This window comes from Streptomyces sp. NPDC093600 (genome assembly GCF_044764755.1).
Lineage (GTDB): Bacteria > Actinomycetota > Actinomycetes > Streptomycetales > Streptomycetaceae > Streptomyces.
The window spans coordinates 81,128-107,236 of record NZ_JBIWIU010000003.1 but is presented as its reverse complement, the minus strand read 5'-3'; the positions used below and the strand labels follow the sequence as shown (position 1 = coordinate 107,236).

The window sequence follows — 26,109 nt, the reverse complement described above, 5'->3', positions numbered from 1 at the left end:
CGACCGCGACGATGCCGGGCGGCAGGCTGCGCCGCTGGCTGGGCAACGGCCTGGTCCAGGCGTTCCTGGCCGTGGTCGGCCTGGTCTGGGTGACCCCGGTCGCCGGGCTGCTGCTGTCCTCGCTGCGCTCGGCGAGCGACAACGCGGCGAGCGGCTGGTGGACGGCGCTGACCGGGCCCGGTCAGCTGTCCCTGGACAACTACACCGCCCTCCTGGGCAACGCGGGCATCACCCGGGCCTTCTGGAACACGGTGCTGATCTCGGTGCCGACGACCGTCCTGGTCGTCGTCGTCGCGGCGCTCGCCGGATACGCCTTCGCCTGGCTGGAGTTCCCGGGCCGGGACTGGATCTTCCTGGGCGTGGTGGCGCTGCTCGTGGTGCCGGTGCAGGTGGGTCTGCTGCCGGTGGCGAAGCTGTTCGGGCAGCTGGGACTGTTCGGCACGATCCCGGGCGTGGTCCTCTTCCACGTCGCCTACGGGCTGCCGTTCGCCGTCTTCCTGCTGCGCAACTACTTCGCCGACATCCCGCGCGAGATGCTGGAGGCGGCGCGGATGGACGGGGGCGGCGAGTGGCGGATCTTCACGCGGCTCGTGCTGCCGGTGGGCCGCCCGGCGATCGCCAGCCTGGCGATCTTCCAGTTCCTCTGGGTGTGGAACGACATGCTGGTGGCACTGCTCTTCGCCGACAGCTCCTCTCAGCCGCTGACGGTGGAACTGCAGTCGCAGGTACGGCAGTTCGGCAGCAACATCGATGTCCTCGCGCCGGGCGCCTTCCTGTCGCTGATCGTGCCGGTGGTGGTCTTCTTCGCCTTCCAGCGCCACTTCGTGCAGGGAGTGATGGCCGGTTCGGTGAAGTGACCGCACGGCCCGGGGGTCTCGCGCGTCGGCGCGGGGCCCCCGGCCGTGCGTGGCGGCCGTCTCAGCGGGAGACGACGGTCCGGTCGCCGGTGCCTCCGCCGTACTCCGTGCAGGCGTCGACGAGCCAGGTGGCCAGGTAGGACGCGAACGAGGAGCGGACCAGCAGCCGGACGTCTGCGGCCGCCTCTTCCCGTACGACCAGTGTGACCGGGGCCTGTGCGAGGAGCGTGGTGAGGCACGAGCCGGCGGGTGTCACCCGCGGGTCCAGGTCGAGGGCGCAGCCGTGGGCCAGGACCGTGCGGACGAGGTGCCCGGACAGGGCCAAGGTGGTGCGCTGCGCCGAGACGTCGGTGACGGTGCCGAACTCGTCGCCGATGGCCGCCCGCAGCCGCGCGCCGAGTGTGTCCTGTCGGCCCTCGGGGGCCACCAGCAGCCATTCGTCCGGGCCCATCCACAGCACCTCGACATCGCCCGACATCCCGGCGCGCAGGGGGCCGGGCAGGGTGGTGCCCAGCGCGGTCTCGACGGCCCGGGCCGCCGGGCCGCCGGGCCGCGCCCGCAGGGAGAGCTGGGTCAGGAAGGGCAGTTCCCGCGCCCGCAGGCCGGCGGGGAGCCCCGCCAGGCGGTCCCGCCACGCGGCGAGCGGACTGTGTCGCGTGGGCGTCTCAGCCGTCACGGCGAGCTCCCTCCTTGTCGAAGAGCACGGGGTCGGTCACGGTCACCGGGACGGTCCCGCCGTCCAGCGGGACGTAGAGGGTCTCCCCGATGCGCCGGGTTCCCGAGCGCACCAGGGCCAGGGCGAAGGTCCGCCCCAGGGCGTCGCTGCGGTAGCTGGAGGTGACATGGCCCAGCATGGGGACCGGTGGGGCGGGAACGGTGCCGGTGGCGATGATCTGGGCTCCTTCGGGCAGGAGCAGGTGCTCGTCGGCCGGCAGCAGGCCCACCAGCTGCTTGCGGTCCTCGCGCCGGTTCTCCCGGCGGGAGAAGGACCGCTTTCCGATGAAGTCCTGCTTCTTCTTCGACACGACCCATCCCATGCCCAGGTCCTGCGGGGTGACGGTGCCGTCGGTGTCCTGCCCGATGATCGGGTACGCCTTCTCGGCGCGCAGCACGTGCATCGCCTCGGTGCCGTACGGGGTGATGCCGAACGCGCGGCCGGCCGCGTACAGGGCCTTCCACACGGTGATGCCGTCCCAGGCGGACACGTTGATCTCGTAGGCGAGCTCACCGGAGAAGCTGATGCGGCACACCCGCGCCGGGACACCGGCGACGGTGGTGTCCCGCCAGGTCATGAACGGGAAGGCGTCGTTGTCGACGTCCAGTTCGGGGGCCACCAGGGCCAGCACCTCGCGGGAGCGGGGGCCGACCAGGGGGATGGTCGCCCAGTGCTCGGTGACGGAGGTGAGGTGCACGCGCAGGTCGGGCCACTCGGTCTGCAGCCACTCCTCCATCCACTCCAGGACCCTGGCCGCGTTGCCGGTGGTCGTGGTCAGCAGGAACTCCTCCTCGGCCACCCGGATCACGGTGCCGTCGTCGAGGGCCATGCCGTCGACGCCGCACATCACGCCGTAGCGGATCCGGCCGGTCCTGAGCGTGCTCATCATGTTGGTGTAGAGCCGGTCGAGGAGTACGCCGGCGTCCGGGCCCCGCACATCGATCTTGCCGAGCGTGGAGCCGTCCATCATGGCGACGCCCGTGCGGGCCGCCCGGCACTCGCGCAGCACCGCCTCGTCCATGGTCTCCCCCGCCCGCGGGTAGTACCAGGGGCGCTTCCACTGGCCGACGTCCTCGAACCGGGCGCCGTGCTCGACATGCCAGGGGTGCAGCGGGGTCACCCGGACCGGATCGAACAGCTCTCCGCGGTTGCGGCCCGCGAAGGCGGCGAAGGGCACCGGCACGGCGGGCGGACGCAGGCGCATGGTGCCCAGGTCGGCGACGTCCACTCCGAGCGCCTCGGCGACGATGCCCGAGGTCATCACGCCCGAGGTGCGGCCCTGGTCGTGGGCGGTGCCGATGGTGGTGTAGCGCTTGACGTGCTCGACCGACCTGAGGCCCGCCCCGGTCGCCCGCAGCACGTCGGCGACGACGGCGTCGCGCTGCAGGTCGACGAACTGGTGCGCGCCGTCCGGGTCACGCCGGCTCGGGACGCGCCACAGCACCCGGCCGGACGCCGCGCCGGGAAGCGGGGCGGTGGCCGGCGGGGTGATCGTGGGGGCGGTCCTGCCGAGGGCCGACAGGGCTCGCCCGGCGGCGGCCGCGCCGTCGGCCAGACAGCCGGCCAGGGTGAAGACGCCGCTCGCCGCTCCCGCCGTACGGACGCCGTCCAGCGCCCGCGCGGGGACGAAGGCCCCGATGCCGGGGTCGTAGCGCAGGGCGCCGCGTGCCTGGCTGAACAGGGCCACGGACGGGTTCCAGCCGCCGGAGACGAGCAGCAGGTCGCAGTCGACGCCCTGCCGGCCGCCGAGGCGTCCCCGGCGGAAAGGGGCGACGTGGGCGCGGGAGACGCGCTCGATGCCGCTGGTTCCGGTGACGACGTGACCGGCGCGTACGTCGATGCCGCGCTCGTCGCAGGCGGCCCGCCAGTGGGCCGGCGCCTCCTCGCGGGCGTCGATCACCGCGGCGATCGGCACCCCCGCGTCGGCCAGTTCGAGCGCGGCCGGATAGGCGCTGTCGTTCGTGGTGAACACGACGGCCCGCTCTCCGGGCAGGACACCGAAGCGGTTGAGGTAGGTGCGCGCCGAGCCGGCCAGCATGATGCCGGGCCGGTCGTTGTCGTCGAAGGCGACCGGCCGTTCGTGGGCGCCGGTGGCGTGGACGACCTGCCGGGCGCGGACGCGCCAGATCCGCTGGCGTGAGAGGTGGGCGGGCGCGGCGGCGCCGAGGTGGTCGGTGCGCTTCTCGAGGGCGAGGACGAGTCCGTCGTCGTAGTGGCCGAAGGCGGTGGTGCGTCGCAGGATCCGCACGTCGGGGCAGGATTCGAGCTCGGCGACGACGCCGTCGACCCAGGCGGTCGCCGGTGCGCCGTCGAGGAGTTCCCGGCTGCCGAGGAGCGATCCGCCGGGCCGGGGGAGCTCGTCGACGAGGATCACGCGGGCTCCGGAGCGTGCGGCCGCCAGGGTGGCGGACAGTCCGGCCGGGCCGGCGCCGACGACCAGGACGTCGCAGTGGGCGTGCAGGGAGTCGTAGCGGGCCGGGTCCGGCTCGCTGCTCAGCCGGCCCCGGCCGGACAGGCCGCGGGCGACGAGGCCGTCGTACAGCTCCACGGTGGTGGCCGTGAGCATGGGCTCGGGGAAGGGGGCCTCGATCTGCACGAGCGCGTTGGGCTCTTCGGCTCCGGCGGCCAGGACACCGCGCGGCCTGCCGTACCTGATGCTGTTCGCCACGTGGTGCACCCCGTTGGCCAGCAGGGCGGAGGCGAGGGTGTCGCCGGGGTGCCCGGTGTAGGCGGTGCCGTCGAAGGTGAAGGAGAGGGTGGTGGAGCGGTCGAGGTGACCGCGGCCGTGGGCGCGGAACGGGTTGTTCATCGGCCGGCCTCCTGGCTGTCCCGCCGCGGTGCGGCGGGTGCGGTGCTCGTGGTGCGGGGGCGCTCGGCGCTGGGCTGGTGGTCCGTGAGGAACTGGTGGGTGGCGGTGTCGCGCACGGCGTCGAACCAGCGCCGGCAGCCGGCCGCGTGCACCCACCGCTCGGCGAACGGGCCCTGGGGGTTGTCGCGGAAGAAGACGTAGCGCGCCCACTGCTCGTCGTCGAGCGCGTACGGGTCCTCGGGGTAGGCGACGTGAGCCTGTCCGCCGTAGTGGAACTCGTTCTCCTCGCGCTCACCGCACCAGGGGCAGGCTATGAGCTGCATGTGAACCTCCTTGCCCGGCGCGGGCGTCAGTGGGCGACGGCGGCGGCGCCGTGCTCGTCGACCAGGGCTCCGGTGCTGAACCGGTCGAGGGTGAAGGGCGCGTTGTACGGGTGCGGTGCGCCGGTGGCGATGGTGTGGGCGTAGCACCAGCCGACCCCGGGGGTGGCCTTGAAACCGCCGGTGCCCCAGCCGCAGTTGAGGTAGAGGTCCTCGACGGGGGTGGTACCGACGATGGGAGAGGCGTCCGGGGTGACGTCGACGATGCCGGCCCAGGTGCGCAGCATGTGGGCGCGGGCGAAGACGGGGAAGAGCTCCAGGGCGGCGGCCATCTGGCGCTCCAGGATGTGGAACGCGCCACGCTGGCCGTAGCCGTTGTAGCTGTCGATGCCGGCTCCCATGACGAGTTCGCCCTTGTGGGCCTGGGAGACGTACACGTGCACGGCGTTCGACATGACCACGGTGGGGTGCACCGGTTCGAGCAGTTCCGAGACCAGCGCCTGCAGGGGGTGGCTCTGCAGCGGGAGGCGCAGGCCGGCCATGGAGGCGAGGACGGAGGAGTGTCCGGCGGCGGCGAGCGCGACCTTTCCGGCGGCGATGTCGCCCCGCGTGGTGCGCACCCCCGTGACGCGGCCGCCCCGGATGTCGATGCCGGTGACCTCGCAGTCCTGGATGAGGTCGATGCCGTAGGCGTCGGCCCTGCGGGCGAAGCCCCAGGCGACGTAGTCGTGTTTGGCGATGCCGGCGCGCGGCTGGTAGGTGGCGCCGAGGACCGGGTAGCGCACGTGGGGCGAGATGTTGACGATGGGGCAGACCTTGGCGACCTCGTCCGGCTCCAGCCACTCGGCGTCGATGCCGTTGAGCTGGTTGGCGTAGACGCGGCGCTTGCTGTCGCGGATGTCCTGCGGGCTGTGGGCGAGGTTGAGGACGCCGCGCTGGCTGAAGAGGATGGGGTGGCCGAGATCCTCTTCGAGGGTCTCCCACAGTTTCAGCGAGTGCTCGTAGATGCCGGAGCTCTCGTCCCACAGGTAGTTGGAGCGGATGATGGTGGTGTTGCGGGCCATGTTGCCGCCCGCGAGCCATCCCTTCTCCAGGACCGCGATGTCGGTGATGCCGTGGTTCTTGGCCAGGTAGTAGGCGGTGGCCAGGCCGTGCCCGCCGCCGCCGACGATGACGACGTCGTAGGTCGGCTTGGGATCGGGGTTGCGCCACAGGAAGTCGGGGTGGTCGGGCAGGGCGTCGCCGGGGGTGCCGGTGTACGGGTGCGTCACTGGCCGGCCTCCTGGGTGGCGGGGTACAGCGGGAAGCGGTCGGTCAGGACCTGGACGCGTGCGCGCAGCGCGGCGGCGACCTGGGCGTCGAAACCGGGCAGGAGGGCCGTCGCGACGACGTCGGCGACCTCGGTGAACTCCTCGGCCCCGAAGCCTCGGGCGGCCAGGGCGGGGGTGCCGATACGGACTCCGGAGCTGACCATCGGCGGGCGCGGGTCGAAGGGGACGGCGTTGCGGTTGACGGTGATGCCGATCCGGTGCAGCCGGTCCTCGGCCTGCCGGCCGTCGAGTTCGGAGTGGCGCAGGTCCACCAGGGCCAGGTGGACGTCCGTGCCTCCGGTCAGCACGCTGATCCCGGCGGCCCGGACGTCCTCGGCGAGCAGCCGTTCGGCGAGGATCGCGGCGCCTTCGAGGGTGCGGCGCTGACGGTCGGTGAACTCCGGCTGGGCAGCCAGCCTGAAGGCCACGGCCTTCGCCGCGATGACGTGTTCCAGGGGGCCGCCCTGCTGGCCCGGGAAGACCGCGGAGTTGATCTTCTTGGCGAGTTCGGCGGTGGAGAGGATCACACCGCCGCGGGGGCCGCCGAGCGTCTTGTGGGTGGTGGTGGTCACCACGTGCGCGTGGGGTACGGGCGAGGGGTGCAGCCCGGCCGCGACGAGGCCCGCGAAGTGGGCCATGTCGACCATCAGATAGGCGCCGGTCTCGTCCGCGATGCGGCGGAAGGCGGCGAAGTCCAGATGGCGGGGGTAGGCGGACCAGCCGGCCACGATCAGCTTCGGCCGGTGCTCCTGGGCGAGTTTGCGGACCTGCTCCATGTCGACGCGGTGGTCGACTTCGCGGACCTGGTAGGCCGCGGCCTTGTACAGGCGTCCGGAGAAGTTGAGCCGCATGCCGTGGGTGAGGTGGCCGCCGTGGGCCAGGTCGAGGCCCAGGATCGTGTCGCCGGGTTGCAGCAGGGCGGCCATCACGGCGGCGTTGGCCTGTGCGCCGGAGTGGGGCTGCACGTTGGCCGCTTCGGCTCCGAACAGCTCCTTGGCGCGGTCGATGGCCAGTTGCTCGACCGTGTCGACGTGTTCGCAGCCGCCGTAGTAGCGGCGTCCGGGGTAGCCCTCGGCGTACTTGTTGGTCAGCACCGAGCCCTGGGCCCGCATGACCGCGAGCGGTGCGAAGTTCTCGCTCGCGATCATCTCCAGGGTGCCGCGCTGCCGGGCCAGTTCCGCCTCGATCGCCGTGGCGATCTCCGGGTCGACGTCGTGGAGTGGAGCGCCGAGGACCGCGGAGCGGGCCGCTCGCTGGTCGGGGGTGTGGGCAGTCATGCGAACTCCCTCGGGACCGACTGAAAGACGACTGATATACCAGTCACGGCGTGTGCGACACTAGGAGCGCGGATCGGGCACGTCAAGGGAGGGTGCGGTGACTTCTTCGACCGAGGACGGTGACGGCCGGGGGACGCTGGCCGACCAGGCCTACCGCTCCCTCTCCGACCGGCTCGTGACCCTCCGCATCCGGCCCGGGGAGCCCCTCAACGACGAGCGGATCGCCGCCGAACTCGGTTTCGGGCGCACCCCGGTCCGCGAGGCCCTCAAGCGGCTGGAGCACGAGCGCCTGATCGTCTCCTACCCGCGGCGCGGCACCTTCGCCACCGAGGTGCAGATCGCCGATCTCGGCCACATCTCGGAGGTCCGTCAGCGGCTGGAGCCGCTCGCCGCGTCCCTGGCGGCCGAGCGCGCCACCGAGAGCGACCGCGAGGGACTCGACCGGTTGCTGGCACAGCTGGCGGACGCCCCCGACGGCGGCGCGGACCTGATCCGGGTCGACATGACCCTGCACCGCGCCGTGTACGCCGCGACCCGCAACCCGTACCTCGAGGACACCCTGGTCAGGTACGACAATCTCGCCACCCGGATCTGGTGCCTGTTCCTCGACCGGCTGCCGGGGCTCGCGGGCCATGTGCACGAGCACGGGCCGCTGCTGCGCGCCGTCATCGACCGCGACGCGGAGAAGGCGGCGGACCTCGCCGCGCGCCACGTGGCGGGGTTCGAGGCGGCGATCCGCGGCGTCATCTGAACAGCCGCGGGCGCGTCGGAGCTTGGGCGGGCGCACGGGCGGAGCGCTTCGCGGGCGCCGTGCACGGCCGGACACGTGCTACACCAACGGCCGCCCCCTGCTTCAGCGCAGGCTGGCGCCCTGTGAGCGGAGCTCCCGCTGGACCGCGCTCGGCTCGACGTCCCGGGGCCGTTTGCCCTGCACCGAGGCGAGAGCCGCGCAGACGCCGGCGGCCTGGCCGGTCGCCATCGAGATCGGCATGACCCGGTAGGAGGAATGGGCCACGTGGTCCCCGGAGATGCAGCGTCCGGCGACCAGGACGCGGTCCACGTCCCGGGGAAAGAGGCAGCGCAGCGGGATGTCGTAGGACTCGCCGCGCGGAAGCCGTTTGAGCGTGGTGCCGCGGCCGCTCGGGTTGTGGATGTCCACGGGGTAGGCGCCGCGGGCGATGGCGTCGTCGAAGGTACGGGCGGTGAGCACGTCCTCGCCCGTGAGCTGGTACTCGCCCACGATCCGGCGCGTCTCCCGGACACCGACCTGGACACCGCTCTGGACGACGTACGAGTCGGCGAAGCCCGGCACGCGGCCGCGCAGGAAGCGGGCGATCTGCGCCATCTGGCGGTGCGCGGCGAACTCGGCGCGGGTCAGGTCCCAGACGCTGGTGCCGACGACCTCGGTGACGCGGGTGGAGTTCACCGCCACCTCCCCCGTGTTCGGGGTGGCGAAGAAGAGCATGTCCTCACGGGGCAGGTCCAGTTCCCCGGCGTCGGTGGCGGCGCGGACGAGGTCCCACAGCCCGTGCACGCCCTTCCACTGGTCCGGGTTGGCCCGGGCGTAGGCGGCGAACTCCTCCTGGTCGAAGCGGACCATGCGGAACATCAGCGTCATGGGCTGCGTCCAGCCGTCCTCGGGCCGGCCGATCTCGTAGGCGGCTCCGGCCGCGGCGGCGATGTCGCCGTCCCCGGTGCAGTCGACGATCACGTCCGCGTCGATGACGAGCGGCCCCGACTTGGTCTCGAACACGGCCCGTGCGCGGTCGGGCAGGGGGACGACGCCGGAGGCGAAGGCGTGCAGCAGCGTGCGGACCTCGTGCGTCTCCAGCAGCTCGTACACCACCAGTTTGAAGAGCTCCGCGTCGAACGGCACCGTGTAGCCGGTCTCGACCGAGGGTCGCATCGCCGCCCCCGCGCGCACCAGCTGGTCGAGGAGGACCCACAGCACGCCGCCGACGACCGGTTCCCCCTCGCCGTGGTCGGGGGGCAGCAGGCGGGCGGCGTCACCGGTCACCGCCTGTTTGACCTCGTTGTGGAAGCTCATCAGCGGCATCACGAGCGCGGCGGTGGCGTTGCCGCCGAGGAATCCGTACCGCTCCACGAGGGTGACCTGGGCACCCGCGTTCGCGGCGCCGAGGGCCGCGCCGATGCCGGCGGGGCCGCCGCCGACGACGAGCACCTGGGTGGAGCCGGCGTGCAGCGCCTGGCGCGGCGGCAGCTCCACGCTCCGGGGGACGCGGGGCGGCATCAGGTAGGACACGTTGTCTCCCTCGGGGGCCGGTGGCCGGCGGGTTCAGCCGGCCGGGAACGCGGACGTCGGCGTCGCGGTGCGCAGTGCCAGGGGTCGGGGGGCGGTGCGGTCCAGGTAGGCGAGGAGCAGATCGGCGGTCTGGGCGGACCGCAGCCTCATCGCCGCCGTACGGGCGGCCGTGTGCGCCGCGCGCGCGGGCCGCTCGTCCCACAGGCGGTCCACCTCGGCCAGGAGCAGTCCCGCGTTCTCCCGCACCACGCCGCGCAGGGCGGGCGCGCCGATCTGCTGGGCGAAGTCGAAGACCTTGCCGGCGTAGGGCAGGGGCAGCAGGGGGATCTGGGCGAGCGCGGCGAAGATCAGGAAGTGCAGTCGCATGCCGATGGCGAGGTCGAGCCGCTGGACGATGTCGATGACCTGCTGCGGGCGGTAGGTGCCGTGCAGGACCGTGCAGCGTCCGGCGTCGGCCATGTGGGACGCGACGGCGTGCGAGTGCCGGATGTCGTCGTGTTCCATGGGGACGAACACGATATGGGCGTCCAGGCGGTTGACGAGGAAGTCGCCGACGTTGGCGAGGAGTTGGTGGTAGCCCTCCTCGTCGAGGTGCTCCGCCGCGCGGCCGGGCTCGCGCACGCTCATCCCGACGAGCCGCACTCCGCTGGGTACGGCCTCGGCCCGGAGCAGTTCGGCGCCGCCGTCGCCGGGCCGAAGGAGCAGGGCCGGGTCGGCGGTGACCGTGATGGGCCGGTCCAGACCGGCCTCTTCGAGGACCAGCTTCGACTCCTCGTCGCGGACCGTCACCTCGGCCGCCTCGGAGAGCGTCGTGCGGACCCAGGTGCAGTCGACCTCGTCGGTGAGGGGGCCGGCGCCGACGGCGTACGTGAAGACGGGCACGCCGTGGTCCTGAGCGGTCCGCGCGAGGCGGAGGTACCGGCGGGCCTCGGTGTTGTAGAGGATTCCGCCCCCGCCGAGCACGAGCACGGTGAGGCCCCGCAGGTGCTCGCTGATGCGCTCCCTGTTCACGGCCTCCCAGGCCACCACCTCGACGCCCGGATGGGCGACGCGGCTGTGGTCGGGATTGCGGGAGAACAGCACCACGCGGGCGTCCGGACGCCCGGCCCTGATGCGGTCCAGCATGGCGGTGAGGATCGCCTCGTCGCCCACGTTCCGTCCGCCGTAGGAACCCAGCACTCCTACGGTGACGCCGTTTCCGTCGCCCATGATCGGCCCCTCGTGAACCTGGTTGCGCACTCCTCCACCAGTTCACCCCATCGCGAGATTTACGCATCTCGAGATACGGCGGGGGCCCGAGGTGTGACGAACGGAGTAAGGCGTGGTGACCCCGTACCCGTCCCGTCGTTCAGCCTGCACGGATCCGGAACGACGAAAGGTCACGCTGTGGACGGCGCGGAAAGCGGGAACGGGACGGCCCGGGGCACGGGCCGGTGGGCGTACATCGGCTCGTTCACCTCGGGTGGCGGCAAGGGCATCACGGTCGCGGCCGTGGACGAGGCAAGCGGTGCCCTGGCCCCGCGTACGACCGTCGGCACCGTGCGGAACCCCGCGTGTCTGGTGCTCGCGCCCAGGGCCGGGGTCCTCTACGCGGTGAGCGACACGGAGGAGGGCGGGGCCGCCGCCTTCCGGGCGGAGGCCGGCGGGCTCACCGCGCTGGGCCCGGCGGTGGAGGTGGGCGGGTCCGGGCCCACCCACCTCAGTGTGGTGGGGGGACGGCTGCTGACCGCCAACTACGCCTCCGGCAGCGTCAGCAGCCTCCCGGTGGGCCCCGACGGGAGCGTCTCCGGTCCCCCCTTCGTACTGGCGCACCACGGCTCCGGCCCCGACCCGGAGAGGCAGCGGGGGCCCCACGCCCACCAGGTGCTCCCCGACCCCGGCGGCCGGTGGGTGGTGAGCGTGGACCTGGGGACCGACTCGGTACGGGTCTGCGCGCTCGACCGGACCACCGGAGTGCTCAGGGCGCACACCGAAACGGTGCTCCGGGCCGGGTCGGGCCCGCGTCACCTCGCCTTCCATCCGGACGGCGAGGTGGTGTACGTGCTCCACGAACTGGAGCCGCAGATGACGGTCTGCCGCTGGGAGGCGGAGTCCGGGCGCCTGGAGCCGCTGTCGGAGGTCGCCGTCGACTCCGACGGTGTCCCGGAGGGGGAACGGGCCTACCCCTCCGTCGTGTCCGTCTCCTCCGACGGGCGCTTCGTCCGGGCGGCGGTGCGGGGCAGCAACCGGATCCTGACGTTCTCCGTCGCCGAGAACGCGGAGAAGCCGCAGCTCGTGGACGGCGTCGACTGCGGGGGCAGCTGGCCGCGCGATCTGGTGACCGACCCGTCGGGGCGCCGGGTCTACGTCGCCAACGAGTGGTCGGGGGACATCACCTGGTTCGACGCGGACCCGCGGACCGGACGCCTGCGCCGTGCGGGCGCGGTGGAGGTGCCGGCGGCCGCCTGCGTGGTCTTCGCCTGAGCCGGAGGCGGGAACAGCCGGGGTCGTCCCGCGCGGGTCCAGCCGCCGGTCCGCCGGTCCGCCGGTCGGCCGGTCCGCGCTGCGGGGCCGCCCGCCGGTCAGGTACGCGTTCGGGCGACGAACGAGATCCAGCTGTCGGGTGGCAGGTCCGGGCGGCCCGGTACGGGCCTGCGTTCCTCGCTCCACGCGTCACCGGCGATCTCGGTGGCGACCCGGCGCCAGAAGCGGACCGCGACGGCGTTGGCCTCCTGGAAGGCGACCTCCCACGGCCCCGGGTGCAGGGCCACGACCGCTTGGACGGCGCGCAGGCCGAACCCCGTCCTGCGCGCGCCGCGCACCACGAAGAAGCTGTTCAGGACGCGGGTCGGACCGGCCAGGCCGCGGACGAGCGCGAGACCGGCGGGGCGCTCGCCCCGCGTGAGGAGATAGGGCGCCCAGCCGGGCTCCGTGAGGGCGGCGTCGAGCCGGTCGGTGCGGAACGCTCCCCGGGGGTCGGGCAGCACGCCGTCGAACTCGGACATGTCGTGCCGGAACATCAGCCAGAGGCGCTCAAGGGCGGGGCGGTCGGAAGCGCCGGCGAGACGCGCGGTGACGTCGGGCATGGATCTCCTTCGTGGCCGGCGGCGGCCAGGTGGCGGCCAGGGGCATGAAAAAAGCCTCCCTGGCGGAGGCGATGCCCGGCCGGGAAGGCGTGAGTGCTGCTCGACAAACTAGCAGGCCCCGACAAGGCCGGCGGGGCTCCCCCGTCGGCCGTCCCGCGTGCCCGCCCGGTGGGTGCGCGGGACCCTGGAGGCATGGCACGAGCCAACGACCAGGTCGAGGCGCTGCTCCAGGAGTACGCCGACCTCATCGCGATCAGGGGCGGGGAGGCCTTCAAGGCCCGCGCCTACGAGAAGGCCGCCCGCGCCATCGGCGGCCACCCGGAGGACGTGTCGACGCTCGACGCCAAGGCGCTGCGCGAGATCCCGAACGTCGGCAGGTCGGTCGCCGACAAGGTCCTGGAGTATCTGCGCACCGGCCGCATGACCGTCGTCGAGGAGGCCAGGGCGTCCGTACCGGCGGGTGTGCGCGAACTGATCACGGTTCCCGGGCTCGGCCCCCGTAAGGCCATGGTCCTGTACGAGGAACTGGGCGTCGGCTCCGTCGACCAGCTGCTCGACGCCGTCCACCAGGAACGGCTGCGCGATCTGAAGGGCTTCGGCGAGCGGACCGAGGAGAACATCCTGCACGGCATCTCCGTGCTGCGGAGCGCCGGCAGGGGCCGGATCCTGGTCAACGCGGCCATGGACGTCGCCGAGCAGCTCGTGGCCGAACTGTCGGGCATCCCCGGCTGCGAGCGGTGCGCGTACGCCGGGTCCCTGCGCCGCATGAGGGAGACCATCGGCGATGTGGACATCCTGGTGGCGGCGGACCGTTCGGGCCCGTTCATGGACGCCCTCACGGCGTTCCCGCACACGGCCGAGGTCATCGCGCGCGGACAGAAGAAGACGTCCGTACGGACCACCACCGGTCTCCAGGTGGATCTACGGGTCCTTCCCCCCGCCTCCTGGGGCGCCGGACTGCAGTACTTCACCGGCTCCAAGGCGCACAACATCCGTACGCGCGAACTCGCCGTACGGCAGGGTCTCAAGCTGTCCGAGTACGGGCTCTTCGACGTGGAGAGCGGCGAGAGCGTCACCTCCGAGACGGAGGAAGAGATCTACGCGAGGCTCGGACTGCCCTGGATACCCCCGACCCTGCGCGAGGACCGGGGCGAGATCGCGGCCGGGCTGCGCGGCGAACTCCCCGACCTGGTCACCGAGAAGGACATCCGCGGCGATCTGCACACCCACACCGACCTCACCGACGGCCTTGCGCCGCTGGAGGACATGATCGCGGCCGCCGCGGCCCGGGGCTACGCGTACTACGCGGTGACCGACCACGCCCCGAACCTGTACATGCAGCGCATGACCAGCGAGAAGATCCTCGCTCAGCGCGAGCGGGTACGCGCCCTGGACGGCACCCGCCACAGGATGCGGCTGCTGCACGGCACGGAGCTCAACATCGGGCCGGACGGCGCCCTGGACTGGCCGGACGAGTTCCTCGCGGAGTTCGACATCTGCGTGGCCTCGGTCCACTCCCACTTCAACCAGAGCAGACAGGAGCTCACCCGCCGTCTCATCCGCGCCTGCGAGAACCCGCACGTCGCGGTCATCGGCCATCCGACCACGCGCCGGATCGGCAAGCGCCCGGGAATCGACGCCGATTTCGACGCGGTCTTCGCCGCCTGCGCCCGGGCGGGCACCGCTCTGGAGATCAACGCGCATCCCGAGCGTCTCGACCTGTGCGACGAGGACATCCTGCGGGCGAAACGGCACGGCGTGAAGTTCGCCGTGAACTCCGACGCGCACACGACCACGCACCTGCCCTACCTGCGGTACGGGGTGGCGACGGCGCAGCGCGGCTGGCTGACCAAGGACGACGTCATCAACGCCTGGCCGCTCGCGAAGCTGCGCCGGTTCCTCGCCAAGAAGGACCGCTGAGGGGGGCGGGGCCGTGGGCCGGGTACGGGCGGCCCCCGGTCGGCGGCCGAGTATCTCGTGCCTCGCTGGGTAGGCGCCGACCGGCTTCTCGTGGAGCGACAGGGAGGTTTTCCCATGAGCACACCGAGCAACCCGGACCCGGACCCGCGTACCACCCCGGGACTCGAAGCGGGCGGCGGCGTCCCGCCCGGCGAGACCCCTCCGGCCGAAGCCGGTACGGGCACCGGCACCGGCCCCTACCGGCCGCCGCGGCGCGGCTGGGGGCGAGGCCCCCTGCTCATCGTGTGGATCCTCGCCGCCGTGTGCGCGCTGTTCTTCCTCGCGTACGCGATCGTGCTGGCGACTCGGTGACCGACCGGCCGCCGCCGCGGACTCCCGCCGCTCTTCCGACCGAGGCACGTGCACGCGGAGCGCGCCCGGAAGGATGTGGTTCACGATGACCCCCAGCACCGCGCCCGCACCGGCGCCGTCCGGCCGGCGTCGAGCGCGTCACGTCCTGCCCGGCGCCCTTCTCGCAGCGGCCGCCGGTCTGTTCGGCCTCGCCGGATGCGGCGGCGGCGACGGCGGGGGTGCGGGCGGCGACGGCAACCCCACCCAGGCGGTCTGCGCCGACCTGGCCGACCTCAGGTCGCAGACGGACGAGATGGCCACCATGGAGCCCTCCGGGACCGTGACGGACCTGCAGGACATGCGGGCCGACCTGGCCGAGGACCTGAGCGACACGGAGGACACGGCCGAGGGGACGGCCGTGAGGACCGACGCCCTGCGCACGGCGTTCGACAGGCTGGACGCGTCCATGGACCGCCTCGACAGGAACATGAACGGCACGGCGGCCGTGGACCAGATCAAGCCCGACCTGGAGGCGCTGACGAAGGCCATCACCGACGCGGAGAACTCGGCGAGGTGTTCGGGCGGCTGACCGACACAGGGACAGCACGGACGGCACCTCCGGGGATTCCCGGAGGTGCCGTCCATCCGGCCGCTAACCGGCTTGAAGGGCCTCGCGTCAGGGGTGGTCGCGGCGCTGGTCCGGCGGGACCCCGCCGCCTTCGCCGCCGCCCTTGCCGTCCTTGTCCGTACCGTGGGCCCTGCCCCGGCCACCCGTGCCGGGTCCCTGTCGCGCCTTGACCTCGGCGCTGTCCTGCGGGGTCGCGCCCCCCTTGACACTGCGCCGCTGCTCACGGCTCTGGGGGCTGCTCATCACCGTCTCCTCCGTCCTCGTCGGCCCGGTCGTTCGCCTTCTCAGCATCCCGCTCCCGGTGCGAAATGGGGCAAACAGGGGTGAATGAGCGATCGCGCCGAGTAGCGCTGCTCGGCGCGGGTAGCGGCGGTCCGGACTCCGGGAACCGCCTGAATCCGCACAACTCCCCATCTACGGCGTTTCACCCGGTCAGTCGGTTTCGCGTGGCGGAGCCGGTCCGTGTGAAGCACGCTGGAGCTCCCTACCAGCACCCCCGGACAGCGCCCCTCGGGCGCGCGGGGGCGCCGCCGCCTTTCGGCCGCTCCGGAGCTGCGGCTCGTCTCCCCTCACATCCGCCGGAGGAGATCACCATGGCAACTTCATTCGCGTCCCGCTGGGAGCACGCGGTCGTGACGGGTGGCGCCGGCTTCGTCGGCTCGCACCTGTGCGCCGCACTGCTCGACGCGGGAGCGGCGGTGACCTGTGTCGACGACTTCAGCACCGGGCGGCGGTCGAACATCTCCCCCCTGCTCGACCATCCGGACTTCACCCTGGTGGAGGCGAACGTCTCCGAGCCGTTCCAGCTCGACCGGCCGCCCGACCTGGTGCTCCACTTCGCTTCGCCCGCCTCCCCCGCGGACTATCTGCGCCTGCCCCTGCACACCCTGGAGGCCGGCAGCCTGGGCACGCGCAACGCCCTGGCCCTCGCCCGCGCCTCCGGAGCGCGTTTCGTCCTCGCCTCCACCTCGGAGGTGTACGGCGATCCGCAGGAGCATCCGCAGAGCGAGCGGTACTGGGGCAACGTGAACCCCGTCGGACCGCGCAGCGTGTACGACGAGGCCAAGCGCTTCGGCGAGGCGCTCACCACGGCCGAGGCGTCGGCGCACGGTACCGACACCGCCATCGTGCGGCTCTTCAACACCTACGGGCCCCGGATGCGCGGGTACGACGGCCGGGCCGTGCCGACCTTCGTACGGCAGGCTCTGGCCGGTGCGCCCCTCACGGTCACCGGTGACGGGCGCCAGACCCGGTCGCTGTGCTACGTCGGCGACACCGTCCGGGGCATCCTCGCGGCGGCCGCGCACGGGATGCGGGGCCCCGTGAACATCGGTAACCCGGCCGAGATCACCATGCTGGACCTGGCCCGCTGGATCGTCGAACTCACGGGCTCCCGCTCGGAGATCCGGTTCATCGAGCGGCCCACCGACGATCCCGCCGTCCGCTGTCCCGACATCACGCTGGCCAGGGACAAGCTCCAGTGGGAGCCCACCGTCCCGGCGGAAGACGGGCTGCGCCGCACGATCGCCTGGTTCCGCGCCCATCAGGACGACTGAGGACCACCGACCAGCCCGCGTCCCGCGCCGCCCCTCTTGGAGGCGGCCGTGTCCCCACAGCGGAAAGGCCCCCGCCATCATGCGTGTTCTCGGAATCAACGCCCTCTTCCACGACCCCGCCGCCGCGCTCGTCATCGACGGGAGGACGGTCGCCGCCGCGGAGGAGGAACGTTTCTCCCGGCGCAAACACGGCAAGCGCCCGGTGCCGTTCTCCGCCTGGGAGCTGCCCGAGCAGGCGGCCCGGTGGTGCCTGAAGCGCGCCGGGCTGCGACCGCAGGATCTGGACGCCGTCGCGTACTCGTACGATCCCGCGCTGGCCCTGCCGGCCGACGCCATGGGCCTCGACGACCCCTGGGACCACCTCCGGCAGACCTACGCGCGCGAGGTCCCCGGATTCCTGAAGACCTCGCTCCCCGGGCTCGACCCCGGCATCGTCCGCTTCGTGGGGCACCACATGGCCCACGCCGCGTCGGGCGCCTTCGCCGCCGAGGACGCCGAGTCCTCCTCGGTCCTCGTCCTCGACGGGCGGGGAGAGCGCAGCTCTCACCTGGCGGCGCGGCGGACCGGCGACCGCATCGAGCCGCTGTACGCGCAGGGGCTCCCCGACTCGCTCGGGCTGGTGTACGAGGATCTCACCGCGCATCTCGGGTTCCTGCGCTCCTCCGACGAGTTCAAGGTGATGGCGCTCGCCTCGCACGGCTCTCCGCGCATGCTGGGCGAGCTGCGCCGGTACGTCCATCCGACGGGCGACGGCGGTTTCCGGGCCGGTGGCGTGCCCTGGGACGAGTTCTGTCCGCCGCGCGGGCCCGACGAGCCGTGGACCCAGGCCCACGCCGACGTCGCGGCGAGCGCGCAGGCGGTTCTGGAGGAGACGATGCTGGACCTGGCGCGCTGGCTGCACGGGCGCACGCACGACCGGGTCCTGACGCTGGCCGGTGGCGTCGCCCTCAACTGCGTGGCCAACTCGCGGATCGCCCGCGAGGGCCCGTTCGCACGGGTGTGGGTGCAGCCGGCCGCGGGTGACGCCGGCACGGCGCTCGGCGCCGCCCTGCTGGTGTCGGCCCAGGCCGGGGACGACCCGGAGCCGATGCCCGGAGCGGCCCTCGGCCGGGACTGGTCGGACGCGGAGCTCGGCGGCTGGCTGAAGACCGCGGCGGTGCCGTTCGAGCGGCCGCCGGACATCGCGGCCACCGTGGCCGAGGCGCTGGCCGACAACGCCATCGTGGCCTGGTTCCAGGGGCGTTCGGAGTACGGGCCCCGGGCGCTCGGTCATCGCTCGCTGCTCGCCCACCCCGGACACGCGGGCAATCTGGAGCGCCTCAACGACGTGAAGGGCCGCGAGCAGTTCAGGCCGGTGGCGCCGATGGTGCTCGCCGACCGGGCCGCCGAGATCTTCGACGGGCCGCTGCCCAGCCCGTACATGCTCTTCGTCCACGATGTCGCGCCGGAGTGGCGGGAACGCATCCCGGCGGTCGTGCACGTGGACGGCACGGCGCGCATCCAGACCGTCGACCCCGCCCTGGAGCCGCTGGTGGCGCGGATGCTCGGCGAGTTCGAGCGGCGGACCGGGCTTCCGGTGGTCGTCAACACCAGCCTCAACACCGCGGGCCGGCCCATGGTGGACGACCCGCGTGACGCGCTGGAGTGCTTCGGCTCCTCGCCGGTCGACCTGCTGGCCATCGGGCCGTACGCGGTCCGGCGCGGCGAGATGTTCCGGCCCGGGGCGAACGGGTGGTCGCGGTGAACGGCCCCCGTCCGGTGCCGTCGTACGCGGTCGTCGTGCCGACCCTCGGCCGGCCGAGCCTCAGCCGCTGTCTGGCCGCGCTGGCCGCCTCCCCGGGGCCGAGGCCGGCGCGGGTGGTGCTCGTCCACGACCGTCCCGGTGGCGGCGGCACGGTTCCCGGCCTGGAGATCCCGGAGGTCCTGCGGCCGGTGACGGTCGTGGTGCCGGGCCGTGCGCGCGGCCCGGCGGCGGCCCGGAACACCGGCGCCGCGGCGGCCGGTCCGGTGCCGTGGATCGTCTTCCTCGACGACGACGTGGTGCCCTCGTCCACGTGGGGCGAGGACCTGGCCCGGGACCTCGCCACGGCGTCGTTCGACACGGGGGCGGTCACGGCCCGCATCGACGTACCGCTGCCGGTGGACCGCCGCCCCACCGACTGGGAACGCAATACGGCGGGTCTGGCCACCGCCCGCTGGATCACCGCGGACATGGCCTTCCGCCGGGAGGCGCTGGACGCGTCGGGAGGCTTCGACGAACGCTTCCGCCGCGCTTTCCGGGAGGACGCGGACCTGGCGCTGCGGCTGCTGGCCGGAGGCTGGATCCTGGCGGCGGGAACCCGCCGGACCACCCATCCGGTACGGCCGGCCGATCGCTGGATCTCGGTGCGTCAGCAGGCGGGCAACGCCGACGACGTGCTGATGCGCCGGCTGCACGGGCCGGACTGGTGGTCCCGGGCGCATGCTCCGCGCGGCCGGATCCCCCGCCACCTGGCGGTGACCGCCGCGGGAGCCGGGGCCCTGTGCTGCGCCGCGTTCGGCAGGCGGGCGGCCGCGGCCGTGTGCGCGGCGGCCTGGCTGGCCGGCACGGCCGAGTTCGCCTTCGCGCGCATCGCCCCCGGCCCCCGCACCCGGGAGGAGATCACCCGCATGGTCCTGACCAGCGCGGTCATCCCGGCCGCCGCCACCTGGCACCGGCTGCGCGGTCATGTCGTCCACCGCGGCGCCCGCCCCCGCGGCCCGGCCCGCCCGCCGTCCCTGGACCCGGCACTGCCCGACGAGCCGCTGCGCGAGGAGGTCGGATCATGAGCGCCCCCTCGGCGGCGCGGGCCCGGCCCGCCGACGCGAGCCGGCTCCGGGCCCGCTCCCGCGACGACGTGCTCCCGGCCGGCGCCGTCGAGGACCCGCGGGAGCCGTGGGTGTTCGACGGTGACGTGGCCGACGCGCCGCTTCCGCCGAGGCCGGGGTGGGCCCGGGGCCCGTACGCCCGGCTGCCGGAGGCCGTTCTCTTCGACCGGGACGGCACCCTGGTCGTCGACGTGCCGTACAACGGCGATCCCGACCGGGTGACGCTCATGCCGGGCGCGGCGGAAGCCGTCGCGGCGGTCCGCAGCCTCGGCATCCCCGTCGGGGTGGTGAGCAACCAATCGGGCGTGGCCCGCGGTCTGATCACCCGTCAGGACGTCGAGGCGGTACGGCGCCGCGTGGACGAGCGCCTCGGCCCGTTCGCCGTGTGGGCGGTCTGCCCGCACGGCCCGGACGACGGCTGCCCGTGCCGCAAGCCCGCGCCGGGCCTGGTCCTGGCCGCCTGCGCGCGGCTGGGGGTGCGGCCGTCCCGCACGGTGGTGATCGGCGACATCGGGGCGGACGTCGAGGCGGCGCGCGCCGCGGGCGCCCGGGGCATCCTCGTCCCGACACCCGTGACCCTTCCCGGCGAGATCGAGGCGGCCGCCGAGACGGCCGCCGACCTCCCGGCCACCGTCCGCATGATCCTCCTGGGCACCGACTCCGCCGCCGGAACGGGGCTGCGGGGCGGTGTCCGATGACCGCCCCCCGCACCCTGGTCGTACGTCTGGACAGCGCCGGGGACGTCCTGCTGGCGGGCCCGGCCGTCCGGGCGGTCGCGGCGGGCTCCTCGCGGACCGCGATGCTGTGCGGCCCGCTCGGCGCCCCCGCCGCCGAGGTGCTGCCCGGGGTCGACGACGTCCTCGTCCATGACGCGCCCTGGGTCGGCCTGGAGCCGCCTCCTGTCTCGCGCCGCGACTGCGCGGCCCTGGTCGACGCGGTCTCCGCCGGCCGGTTCGACCGTGCGCTGATCCTCGTCTCGTACCACCAGAGCCCCCTTCCGGCGGCGCTCCTGCTGCGGCTCGCCGGGGTGCCGTGGATCGCCGCGGACAGCGAGGACTATCCCGGCTCCCTGCTCGATCTGCGCCACCGCCGGCTGCCGGGCCGGCACGAGGCGGAGGCCGCGCTGGACCTGGCGCACGCGAGCGGCTTCGGGCTTCCGCCGGGCGACGACGGTGCGCTGCGGGTCACCGAGCGGCCCGACACCACGCACCTCACCGGCCCGGAGCCGTACGTCGTGCTGCATCCGGGCGCGGCGGTGCCCGCGCGCGCGTGGAGCCCGGCACGGGCGGAGCGGGCCGCCGCCGCCCTGCACGAGGCGGGCCATCGCGTGGTGGTGACCGGCAGCCGCGCCGAGAAGGCGCTGACGGCCCGGGTGGCGGGCCGGCACGGTCTCGACCTCGGCGGGGCGACCCCCGGTCTGCACACCCTCGCCGGGGTCCTCGGACGCGCGCGGTGCGTGGTGGCGGGCAACAGCGGCCCCGCGCATCTGGCGGCGGCCGTGGGCACCCCCGTGGTCTGCCTGTTCGCGCCGGTGGTCCCCGCCGAGCGCTGGCGCCCCTTCCGGGTGCCGCAGGTGCTGCTCGGCGACCAGAACGCCCCCTGCGCGCTCAGCAGGGCGCGAACGTGCCCGGTCGAGGGACATCCCTGCCTCGACGCGGTGAGCGATGCCGAGGTGATCGCGGCGGTGGCCGCGCTCCTCGGCCGACCGGCTCCCGGTGCCGCTCCGGTCCGACCGGAGGACGCGTACGGGACGGAGCGAGGAGCGACCGTATGAACATCCTCCTGTGGCATGTGCACGGTTCCTGGACGACCGCGTTCGTCCAGGGCCCCCACACCTATCTGGTTCCGGTCACGCCGGACCGGGGACCCGACGGGCGGGGGCGGGCCGAGACCTTCGCCTGGCCGTCGGCCGTGCGCGAGGTCCCACCGGAGCAGCTGGCGAACACGCCGGTGGATCTGCTGGTGCTGCAGCGGCCGCACGAGGAGGAACTGGCCACCCGCTGGCTCGGCGGCCGCCGCCCGGGGAAGGACGTGCCGACGGTGTACCTGGAGCACAACGCCCCGCGCGGCGACGTGCCCGACACCCGGCACCCGGCGGCCGACCGCCGGGATCTGACGCTCGTCCACGTCACCCACTTCAACCGGCTGTTCTGGGAAAGCGGTTCGACCCGGACCGCCGTGATCGAGCACGGCATCGTCGACCCGGGCCACCAGTACACCGGCCGTCTGCCGAGGGCCGCGGTGGTGGTCAACGAGCCGGTCAGGCGCCGCCGTTACGTGGGTACGGACCTGCTGCCGCTGCTGGCCGAGGCGGCGCCGCTCGATGTCTTCGGCATGCGGACCGAGGGGCTCGCCGCCCACCTCGGCCTCACCTCCGACCGCTGCCGCACGGCCGATCTCCCCCAGGAGCGCCTGCACGGCGCCATGGCCGAACGCCGTCTGTATCTGCACCCGGTGCGCTGGACCTCCCTCGGGCTCTCCCTCCTGGAGGCCATGCATCTGGGGATGCCGGTGGTGGCGCTGGCCACCACGGAGGCCGTCGAGGCCGTCCCCGCCGGCGCCGGGACGCTCTCCACCCGCCCGGAGGTCCTCGCGCGGGCGGCCCGGCACTACCTCGCCGAACCGGAGGCGGCCGCCCGGGACGGTGCCCGCGCCCGGCAGGCGGCCCTCGAACGGTACGGGCTCAAACGCTTCCTGGACGACTGGGAGCGCCTCATCGCGGAGGTTCGGTCATGACATCCTTCTCCTCGCTCGACGGCCGCCCCCTGGCCCTCGCTCTCGTCTCGGAGCACGCCAGCCCGCTCGCGACCCTGGGCGGCGTCGACGCCGGCGGCCAGAACGTGCACGTGGCCCAGCTGGCCGGGGCGCTCGCCGACCGCGGCCACCGGGTGACGGTGTACACGCGGCGCGACGACCCGGATCTGCCGGACCGTACGCCGCTGCGGCCGGGCGTCGAGGTGCACCATGTCCCCGCCGGCCCTCCGGAGCGGATATCGAAGGACGAACTCCTGCCGTACATGCGGGAGTTCGGGCGCTATCTGGCCGGTCAGTGGCGGGCCCGCGCACCCGACGCGGTGCACTCGCACTTCTGGATGTCGGGGCTCGCCGCACTGTGGGCGACGCGGGAGACCCCGATCCCGCTGCTGCACACGTACCACGCCCTCGGCACGGTCAAGCGGCGGAACCAGGGCCGCGCGGACACCAGCCCGCCCGCCCGTGTCGCCTGCGAGACCGACGTCGGTACGGGGTGCGACCGGGTGATCGCCACCTGCCGGGACGAGGTCGACGAACTGGCCGCCATGGGCGTTCCGCGCGGCAAGGTCGACATCGTCCCCTGCGGCGTCGATCCCGAGGTATTCCGCCCGGACGGTCCGGTCGCCCCGCGCGGCGCACACCCGCACCGGCTGCTGCAGTTGGGGCGGCTCGTCCCGCGCAAGGGCGCCGCCGTGTCGATCGCGGCCCTGGCCCGGCTGCGGACCGCGGAGCTCCTGGTCGTCGGCGGCCCGCCCCCCGACCGGCTCGACGGCGATCCGGAGGTACGGCGGCTGCGCGCCCTCGCGGCGCGAGCGGGCGTGGCGGACCGGGTCCGCTTCCTCGGCGGAGTGCCGACCGCCGACGTGCCCGCCCTGATGCGCAGCGCGGACGTGGTGCTCTGCCCGGCGGACTACGAACCCTTCGGCATCGTGCCGTTGGAGGCCATGGCCTGCGGGCGGCCGGTCGTCGCGAGCGCCGTGGGCGGCCAGCTGGACACCGTCGCCGACGGGGTCAACGGGCTTCTCGTACCGCCGAAGGACCCCGCGGCGCTCGCCGCCGCGGTGACCGTGATACTCGCCGATCCCGCCCTGCGCACCGCGTACGGGAAGGCGGGCCGCCGGCGCGTCCTCGAACGGTTCTGCTGGCCGCGGGTGGCGTCCGCCACGGAGGCGTCGTACCGCACGGCGCTCGCCGCACGCGTCCCCGTCGCGGGAGCGCTCTGACCGCCCGCGGCGGCCACCCGGCCTCGCGGCCGGACCGCCGTCGGAGTCACGAAGCCGGAAGGAGGTGCGGCAGGCGCTCGGCGAAGCGCCCGGCCGGCACACCATGAGCGAATCACACACGTACGAGACCGCCCAGCGCCACTGCCGGTCGCTCCAGGCCGCGGTGGAACGCCTGCGCCACGAGCAGCTCGGGCGGCTCGCGCGGTGGGGCGACCGTCTCGCAGAGGTACTCCCCGCGGGCGGCCGACTGCTCGCGGCGGGCAACGGCGGCAGCGCCGCCCAGGCTCAGCACCTCACGGCCGAGCTGGTCGGGCGCTACCGGGAGGAGCGGCCCGCCTACTCGGCGATCTCGCTGCACGCGGAGACGTCGAGCGTCACCGCCATCGGCAACGACTACGGATTCGAGCACGTCTTCGCCCGCCAGGTCGCCGCGCACGGCCGCACCGGTGACGTGCTGATGCTGCTGTCGACCTCCGGCCGCAGCGCGAATCTGCTCTCCGCCGCCATGACCGCCCGCTCGGCCGGGCTCCGTGTCTGGGCCCTCACCGGCCCGGGCCCCAACCCCTTGGCCGAGGTGGCCGACGAGGCGCTGTGCGTCGACGGGGCCACCACGGCGACCGTCCAGGAGGCCCATCTGGTGGCCGTCCATCTGCTCTGCGAGTTCTTCGACGCGGCGGTCGTGACGGAGGCGTCCGCCCGGGGCGCGCGGCCGTCGGCCCGGGCCGCGGGACAGCCGTCCTCCCCGGCCCCGGCGCCGTCGGGGAACGGCGGCACACACAACGGCGTCCCGCACGATCCCGGCGTCCCCACGGTCCCGATCCTCCGGAGGTCGCCGTGAACACGTCCGGACCCCTCGTCGTCGTCGGCGACCTCCTGCTGGACCAGGACATCGAGGGCGCGGCCACCCGGCTCGCCCCCGACGCCCCCGTGCCCGTCGTCGACGTCGCCGGGGAACGGTCCCGGCCCGGTGGCGCCGGGCTCGCCGCCCTCCTCGCGTCGCGCTACCGCGACGACGTCGTCCTGATCACGGCGCTCGGCCGGGACCCGGCCAGCGACACCGCGCGCCGCGCGCTGAACGGCCGCGTCGCACTGGCGCGGATCCCGCTGGAGGGCACCTTGCCCGTGAAGACCCGCGTCCTGGCCGGGGGCCGCCCCCTGGTCCGGATCGACCGCGGCGGCGGTACGCCGGGCCGGCCGGGTGAGCGGGCACTGGCCGCTCTCGCCTCCGCCCGCGCGATCCTGGTCGCGGACTACGGCCGCGGCACAGCGGACGTCCTCCGTACGGCACTGGCCGCGGCGGCCCCCCGCGTGCCCCTGGTCTGGGACCCGCACCCCCGGGGCGGCCCGCCCGTGCCGGGGGCCCGTCTGGTCACCCCCAACGCGGCCGAGGCGAGCACGCTCAGCGCCCTGGCCGGCACCTCCCTCCGCGCCCATGCCGACCGGGGCGCCGATCTCGCGGAGCGGTGGGCCGCGGGCTCCGTCGCCGTCACGCTCGGCGAGCGGGGCGCGCTCCTCGCCCGGCCCGGCGCGGCGCCGGTGCTCGTCCCTGCGCCGTACCGCGCCGAGGGCGACCCGTGCGGAGCGGGCGACTGCTTCGCCGCGGCGGCGGCCGCCGCCTTGGCGGACGGCGCCCTGCCCGAGGAGGCGGTCGCCCGCGCGGTCGCCGAGGCGGCGGCGTTCGTGAACGCGGGTGGCGCGGGCGGCCGTGGGCTGTGGGAGCCGGCCGCCGACCCCGAGACCGAACGCCCGCTGCCGCGCGACGCGTTCGAGCTGGCCCGCGAGGTCCGCTCGCGCGGCGGCACGGTCGTGGCCACCGGCGGATGCTTCGACCTGCTGCACGCCGGTCATGTGGGGCTGCTCGAGAACGCGGCGCGGATCGGGGACTGCCTGATCGTGTGCGTGAACTCGGACGCGTCGGTGGCCCGGCTCAAGGGCCCGGGGCGGCCGCTGACCCCGCTCGCGGACCGCGTCCGGGTGCTGAGCGCCCTGGGTAGCGTCGACGCGGTCGTCGCCTTCGATGAGGACACGCCCGTACGGCTGCTCGAGTCACTGCGTCCCGATGTGTGGGTCAAGGGCGGCGACTACGCGGCCGACGACCTGCCGGAGGCGGAGGTCCTGCGGAAGTGGGACGGCCAGGCGGTCGTGCTGCCCTACCTCGACGGCCGCTCCACGACGTCCCTCGCCGACCGGGCCGCCCGCGCGGCGACCGCCCCGCCGCCGTCGGCCGCGCGATGA

Annotated in this window: 24 protein-coding genes; 15 read left to right on the top strand and 9 right to left on the bottom strand. The window is 74.0% G+C overall.

Annotated elements, in window-relative coordinates; translation table 11 throughout:
* Positions 1 to 11 precede the first annotated feature (11 nt).
* Positions 12 to 857: a carbohydrate ABC transporter permease gene (locus ACIRB4_RS10495; RefSeq protein ID WP_403290422.1), complete on the top strand. Its 846-nt coding sequence runs from the start codon at positions 12 to 14 to the stop codon at positions 855 to 857.
* Between the two features lie 61 nt (positions 858 to 918).
* Here the strand turns inward: ACIRB4_RS10495 and ACIRB4_RS10490 are convergent, their stop codons facing one another.
* The 5 genes from ACIRB4_RS10490 to glyA are packed head-to-tail and all read right to left on the bottom strand — an operon-like array spanning position 919 to position 7,288.
* A complete protein-coding gene (locus ACIRB4_RS10490) occupies positions 919 to 1,533 on the bottom strand; it encodes a sarcosine oxidase subunit gamma (protein WP_403289804.1) in 615 nt (204 codons plus the stop codon).
* Positions 1,523 to 4,381, bottom strand: coding sequence for a 2Fe-2S iron-sulfur cluster-binding protein (locus tag ACIRB4_RS10485; protein WP_403289803.1), 2,859 nt, complete (start codon positions 4,379 to 4,381; stop codon positions 1,523 to 1,525). Before ACIRB4_RS10485 ends, ACIRB4_RS10490 begins: the two co-directional genes overlap by 11 nt.
* Positions 4,378 to 4,704 carry a sarcosine oxidase subunit delta gene (locus ACIRB4_RS10480; protein WP_403289802.1) on the bottom strand — a complete coding sequence of 109 codons (327 nt, stop codon included), beginning with the start codon at positions 4,702 to 4,704 and terminating at the stop codon, positions 4,378 to 4,380. Before ACIRB4_RS10480 ends, ACIRB4_RS10485 begins: the two co-directional genes overlap by 4 nt.
* A gap of 26 nt (positions 4,705 to 4,730) precedes the next feature.
* Positions 4,731 to 5,972: a sarcosine oxidase subunit beta family protein gene (locus tag ACIRB4_RS10475; protein WP_403289800.1), complete on the bottom strand. Its 1,242-nt coding sequence runs from the start codon at positions 5,970 to 5,972 to the stop codon at positions 4,731 to 4,733.
* Positions 5,969 to 7,288, bottom strand: a complete 1,320-nt coding sequence (gene glyA / locus ACIRB4_RS10470) for a serine hydroxymethyltransferase (RefSeq protein WP_403289799.1) — start codon at positions 7,286 to 7,288, stop codon at positions 5,969 to 5,971. Before glyA ends, ACIRB4_RS10475 begins: the two co-directional genes overlap by 4 nt.
* Before the next feature lie 97 nt (positions 7,289 to 7,385).
* On the opposite strand from glyA, the gene ACIRB4_RS10465 reads away from it, so the two are divergent.
* The gene (locus ACIRB4_RS10465; RefSeq protein WP_403289798.1) at positions 7,386 to 8,039 is read left to right on the top strand and encodes a GntR family transcriptional regulator; all 654 of its coding nucleotides are present in this window, start codon (positions 7,386 to 7,388) and stop codon (positions 8,037 to 8,039) included.
* A gap of 102 nt (positions 8,040 to 8,141) precedes the next feature.
* Here the strand turns inward: ACIRB4_RS10465 and ACIRB4_RS10460 are convergent, their stop codons facing one another.
* Together ACIRB4_RS10460 and ACIRB4_RS10455 are read right to left on the bottom strand one after the other, a co-directional pair.
* The gene (locus ACIRB4_RS10460; protein ID WP_403289797.1) at positions 8,142 to 9,551 is read right to left on the bottom strand and encodes an FAD-dependent oxidoreductase; all 1,410 of its coding nucleotides are present in this window, start codon (positions 9,549 to 9,551) and stop codon (positions 8,142 to 8,144) included.
* A 33-nt stretch (positions 9,552 to 9,584) separates the two neighbouring features.
* The gene (locus ACIRB4_RS10455; RefSeq protein ID WP_403289796.1) at positions 9,585 to 10,760 is read right to left on the bottom strand and encodes a polysaccharide pyruvyl transferase family protein; all 1,176 of its coding nucleotides are present in this window, start codon (positions 10,758 to 10,760) and stop codon (positions 9,585 to 9,587) included.
* Positions 10,761 to 10,937: 177 nt separating this feature from the next.
* Between ACIRB4_RS10455 and ACIRB4_RS10450 the strand changes: the two genes are divergently transcribed.
* Positions 10,938 to 12,014 carry a lactonase family protein gene (locus ACIRB4_RS10450; RefSeq protein WP_403289795.1) on the top strand — a complete coding sequence of 359 codons (1,077 nt, stop codon included), beginning with the start codon at positions 10,938 to 10,940 and terminating at the stop codon, positions 12,012 to 12,014.
* Between the two features lie 98 nt (positions 12,015 to 12,112).
* Here the strand turns inward: ACIRB4_RS10450 and ACIRB4_RS10445 are convergent, their stop codons facing one another.
* Positions 12,113 to 12,616: a GNAT family N-acetyltransferase gene (locus tag ACIRB4_RS10445; RefSeq protein WP_403289794.1), complete on the bottom strand. Its 504-nt coding sequence runs from the start codon at positions 12,614 to 12,616 to the stop codon at positions 12,113 to 12,115.
* A gap of 192 nt (positions 12,617 to 12,808) precedes the next feature.
* On the opposite strand from ACIRB4_RS10445, the gene polX reads away from it, so the two are divergent.
* From polX to ACIRB4_RS10430, 3 genes are all read left to right on the top strand, one after another.
* A complete protein-coding gene (gene polX, locus ACIRB4_RS10440; RefSeq protein ID WP_403289793.1) occupies positions 12,809 to 14,536 on the top strand; it encodes a DNA polymerase/3'-5' exonuclease PolX in 1,728 nt (575 codons plus the stop codon).
* Positions 14,537 to 14,650: 114 nt separating this feature from the next.
* Positions 14,651 to 14,887 carry a DUF6480 family protein gene (locus tag ACIRB4_RS10435; RefSeq protein ID WP_403289792.1) on the top strand — a complete coding sequence of 79 codons (237 nt, stop codon included), beginning with the start codon at positions 14,651 to 14,653 and terminating at the stop codon, positions 14,885 to 14,887.
* 85 nt (positions 14,888 to 14,972) lie between these two features.
* Positions 14,973 to 15,455, top strand: a complete 483-nt coding sequence (locus ACIRB4_RS10430; protein ID WP_403289791.1) for a hypothetical protein — start codon at positions 14,973 to 14,975, stop codon at positions 15,453 to 15,455.
* Between the two features lie 87 nt (positions 15,456 to 15,542).
* On the opposite strand, the gene ACIRB4_RS10425 is transcribed toward ACIRB4_RS10430, so the two are convergent.
* Positions 15,543 to 15,737 carry a hypothetical protein gene (locus ACIRB4_RS10425; protein ID WP_403289789.1) on the bottom strand — a complete coding sequence of 65 codons (195 nt, stop codon included), beginning with the start codon at positions 15,735 to 15,737 and terminating at the stop codon, positions 15,543 to 15,545.
* 350 nt (positions 15,738 to 16,087) lie between these two features.
* Here ACIRB4_RS10425 and ACIRB4_RS10420 point away from each other — a divergent pair, with 350 nt between their 5' ends.
* From ACIRB4_RS10420 to rfaE2, 9 genes are all read left to right on the top strand, one after another.
* A complete protein-coding gene (locus ACIRB4_RS10420; protein WP_403289788.1) occupies positions 16,088 to 17,050 on the top strand; it encodes an NAD-dependent epimerase/dehydratase family protein in 963 nt (320 codons plus the stop codon).
* Positions 17,051 to 17,129: 79 nt separating this feature from the next.
* Entirely contained in the window at positions 17,130 to 18,794 is a 1,665-nt protein-coding gene (locus ACIRB4_RS10415) for a carbamoyltransferase (protein ID WP_403289787.1), read from the top strand.
* Complete coding sequence (locus ACIRB4_RS10410; RefSeq protein ID WP_403289786.1) at positions 18,791 to 19,858, top strand: glycosyltransferase family 2 protein; 1,068 nt, start codon at positions 18,791 to 18,793, stop codon at positions 19,856 to 19,858. Before ACIRB4_RS10415 ends, ACIRB4_RS10410 begins: the two co-directional genes overlap by 4 nt.
* Positions 19,855 to 20,595, top strand: a complete 741-nt coding sequence (locus tag ACIRB4_RS10405; protein ID WP_403289785.1) for a D-glycero-alpha-D-manno-heptose-1,7-bisphosphate 7-phosphatase — start codon at positions 19,855 to 19,857, stop codon at positions 20,593 to 20,595. The genes ACIRB4_RS10410 and ACIRB4_RS10405 overlap by 4 nt, the downstream gene beginning before the upstream one ends.
* Positions 20,592 to 21,671 (top strand): glycosyltransferase family 9 protein, encoded by a 1,080-nt coding sequence (locus ACIRB4_RS10400; protein ID WP_403289784.1) that lies wholly within the window; start codon positions 20,592 to 20,594, stop codon positions 21,669 to 21,671. Before ACIRB4_RS10405 ends, ACIRB4_RS10400 begins: the two co-directional genes overlap by 4 nt.
* Positions 21,668 to 22,633 (top strand): glycosyltransferase, encoded by a 966-nt coding sequence (locus ACIRB4_RS10395; RefSeq protein WP_403289783.1) that lies wholly within the window; start codon positions 21,668 to 21,670, stop codon positions 22,631 to 22,633. Before ACIRB4_RS10400 ends, ACIRB4_RS10395 begins: the two co-directional genes overlap by 4 nt.
* A complete protein-coding gene (locus ACIRB4_RS10390) occupies positions 22,630 to 23,874 on the top strand; it encodes a glycosyltransferase (protein ID WP_403289782.1) in 1,245 nt (414 codons plus the stop codon). The genes ACIRB4_RS10395 and ACIRB4_RS10390 overlap by 4 nt, the downstream gene beginning before the upstream one ends.
* A 103-nt stretch (positions 23,875 to 23,977) precedes the next feature.
* Complete coding sequence (locus ACIRB4_RS10385) at positions 23,978 to 24,712, top strand: SIS domain-containing protein (protein ID WP_403290419.1); 735 nt, start codon at positions 23,978 to 23,980, stop codon at positions 24,710 to 24,712.
* On the top strand, positions 24,709 to 26,109 hold the full coding sequence (rfaE2, locus tag ACIRB4_RS10380; RefSeq protein WP_403289781.1) for a D-glycero-beta-D-manno-heptose 1-phosphate adenylyltransferase: 1,401 nt from the start codon (positions 24,709 to 24,711) through the stop codon (positions 26,107 to 26,109). The genes ACIRB4_RS10385 and rfaE2 overlap by 4 nt, the downstream gene beginning before the upstream one ends.

Coding starts and splice junctions, on each gene's coding strand:
- ACIRB4_RS10495 (WP_403290422.1), top strand. CDS start 12: ATGCCGGGCGGCAGGCTGCGCCGCTGGCTGGGCAACGGCCTGGTCCAG.
- ACIRB4_RS10485 (WP_403289803.1), bottom strand. CDS start 4,381: ATGAACAACCCGTTCCGCGCCCACGGCCGCGGTCACCTCGACCGCTCC.
- ACIRB4_RS10480 (WP_403289802.1), bottom strand. CDS start 4,704: ATGCAGCTCATAGCCTGCCCCTGGTGCGGTGAGCGCGAGGAGAACGAG.
- glyA (WP_403289799.1), bottom strand. CDS start 7,288: ATGACTGCCCACACCCCCGACCAGCGAGCGGCCCGCTCCGCGGTCCTC.
- ACIRB4_RS10455 (WP_403289796.1), bottom strand. CDS start 10,760: ATGGGCGACGGAAACGGCGTCACCGTAGGAGTGCTGGGTTCCTACGGC.
- ACIRB4_RS10445 (WP_403289794.1), bottom strand. CDS start 12,616: ATGCCCGACGTCACCGCGCGTCTCGCCGGCGCTTCCGACCGCCCCGCC.
- polX (WP_403289793.1), top strand. CDS start 12,809: ATGGCACGAGCCAACGACCAGGTCGAGGCGCTGCTCCAGGAGTACGCC.
- ACIRB4_RS10435 (WP_403289792.1), top strand. CDS start 14,651: ATGAGCACACCGAGCAACCCGGACCCGGACCCGCGTACCACCCCGGGA.
- ACIRB4_RS10430 (WP_403289791.1), top strand. CDS start 14,973: ATGACCCCCAGCACCGCGCCCGCACCGGCGCCGTCCGGCCGGCGTCGA.
- ACIRB4_RS10425 (WP_403289789.1), bottom strand. CDS start 15,737: ATGAGCAGCCCCCAGAGCCGTGAGCAGCGGCGCAGTGTCAAGGGGGGC.
- ACIRB4_RS10420 (WP_403289788.1), top strand. CDS start 16,088: ATGGCAACTTCATTCGCGTCCCGCTGGGAGCACGCGGTCGTGACGGGT.
- ACIRB4_RS10415 (WP_403289787.1), top strand. CDS start 17,130: ATGCGTGTTCTCGGAATCAACGCCCTCTTCCACGACCCCGCCGCCGCG.
- ACIRB4_RS10405 (WP_403289785.1), top strand. CDS start 19,855: ATGAGCGCCCCCTCGGCGGCGCGGGCCCGGCCCGCCGACGCGAGCCGG.
- ACIRB4_RS10400 (WP_403289784.1), top strand. CDS start 20,592: ATGACCGCCCCCCGCACCCTGGTCGTACGTCTGGACAGCGCCGGGGAC.
- ACIRB4_RS10395 (WP_403289783.1), top strand. CDS start 21,668: ATGAACATCCTCCTGTGGCATGTGCACGGTTCCTGGACGACCGCGTTC.
- ACIRB4_RS10390 (WP_403289782.1), top strand. CDS start 22,630: ATGACATCCTTCTCCTCGCTCGACGGCCGCCCCCTGGCCCTCGCTCTC.
- ACIRB4_RS10385 (WP_403290419.1), top strand. CDS start 23,978: ATGAGCGAATCACACACGTACGAGACCGCCCAGCGCCACTGCCGGTCG.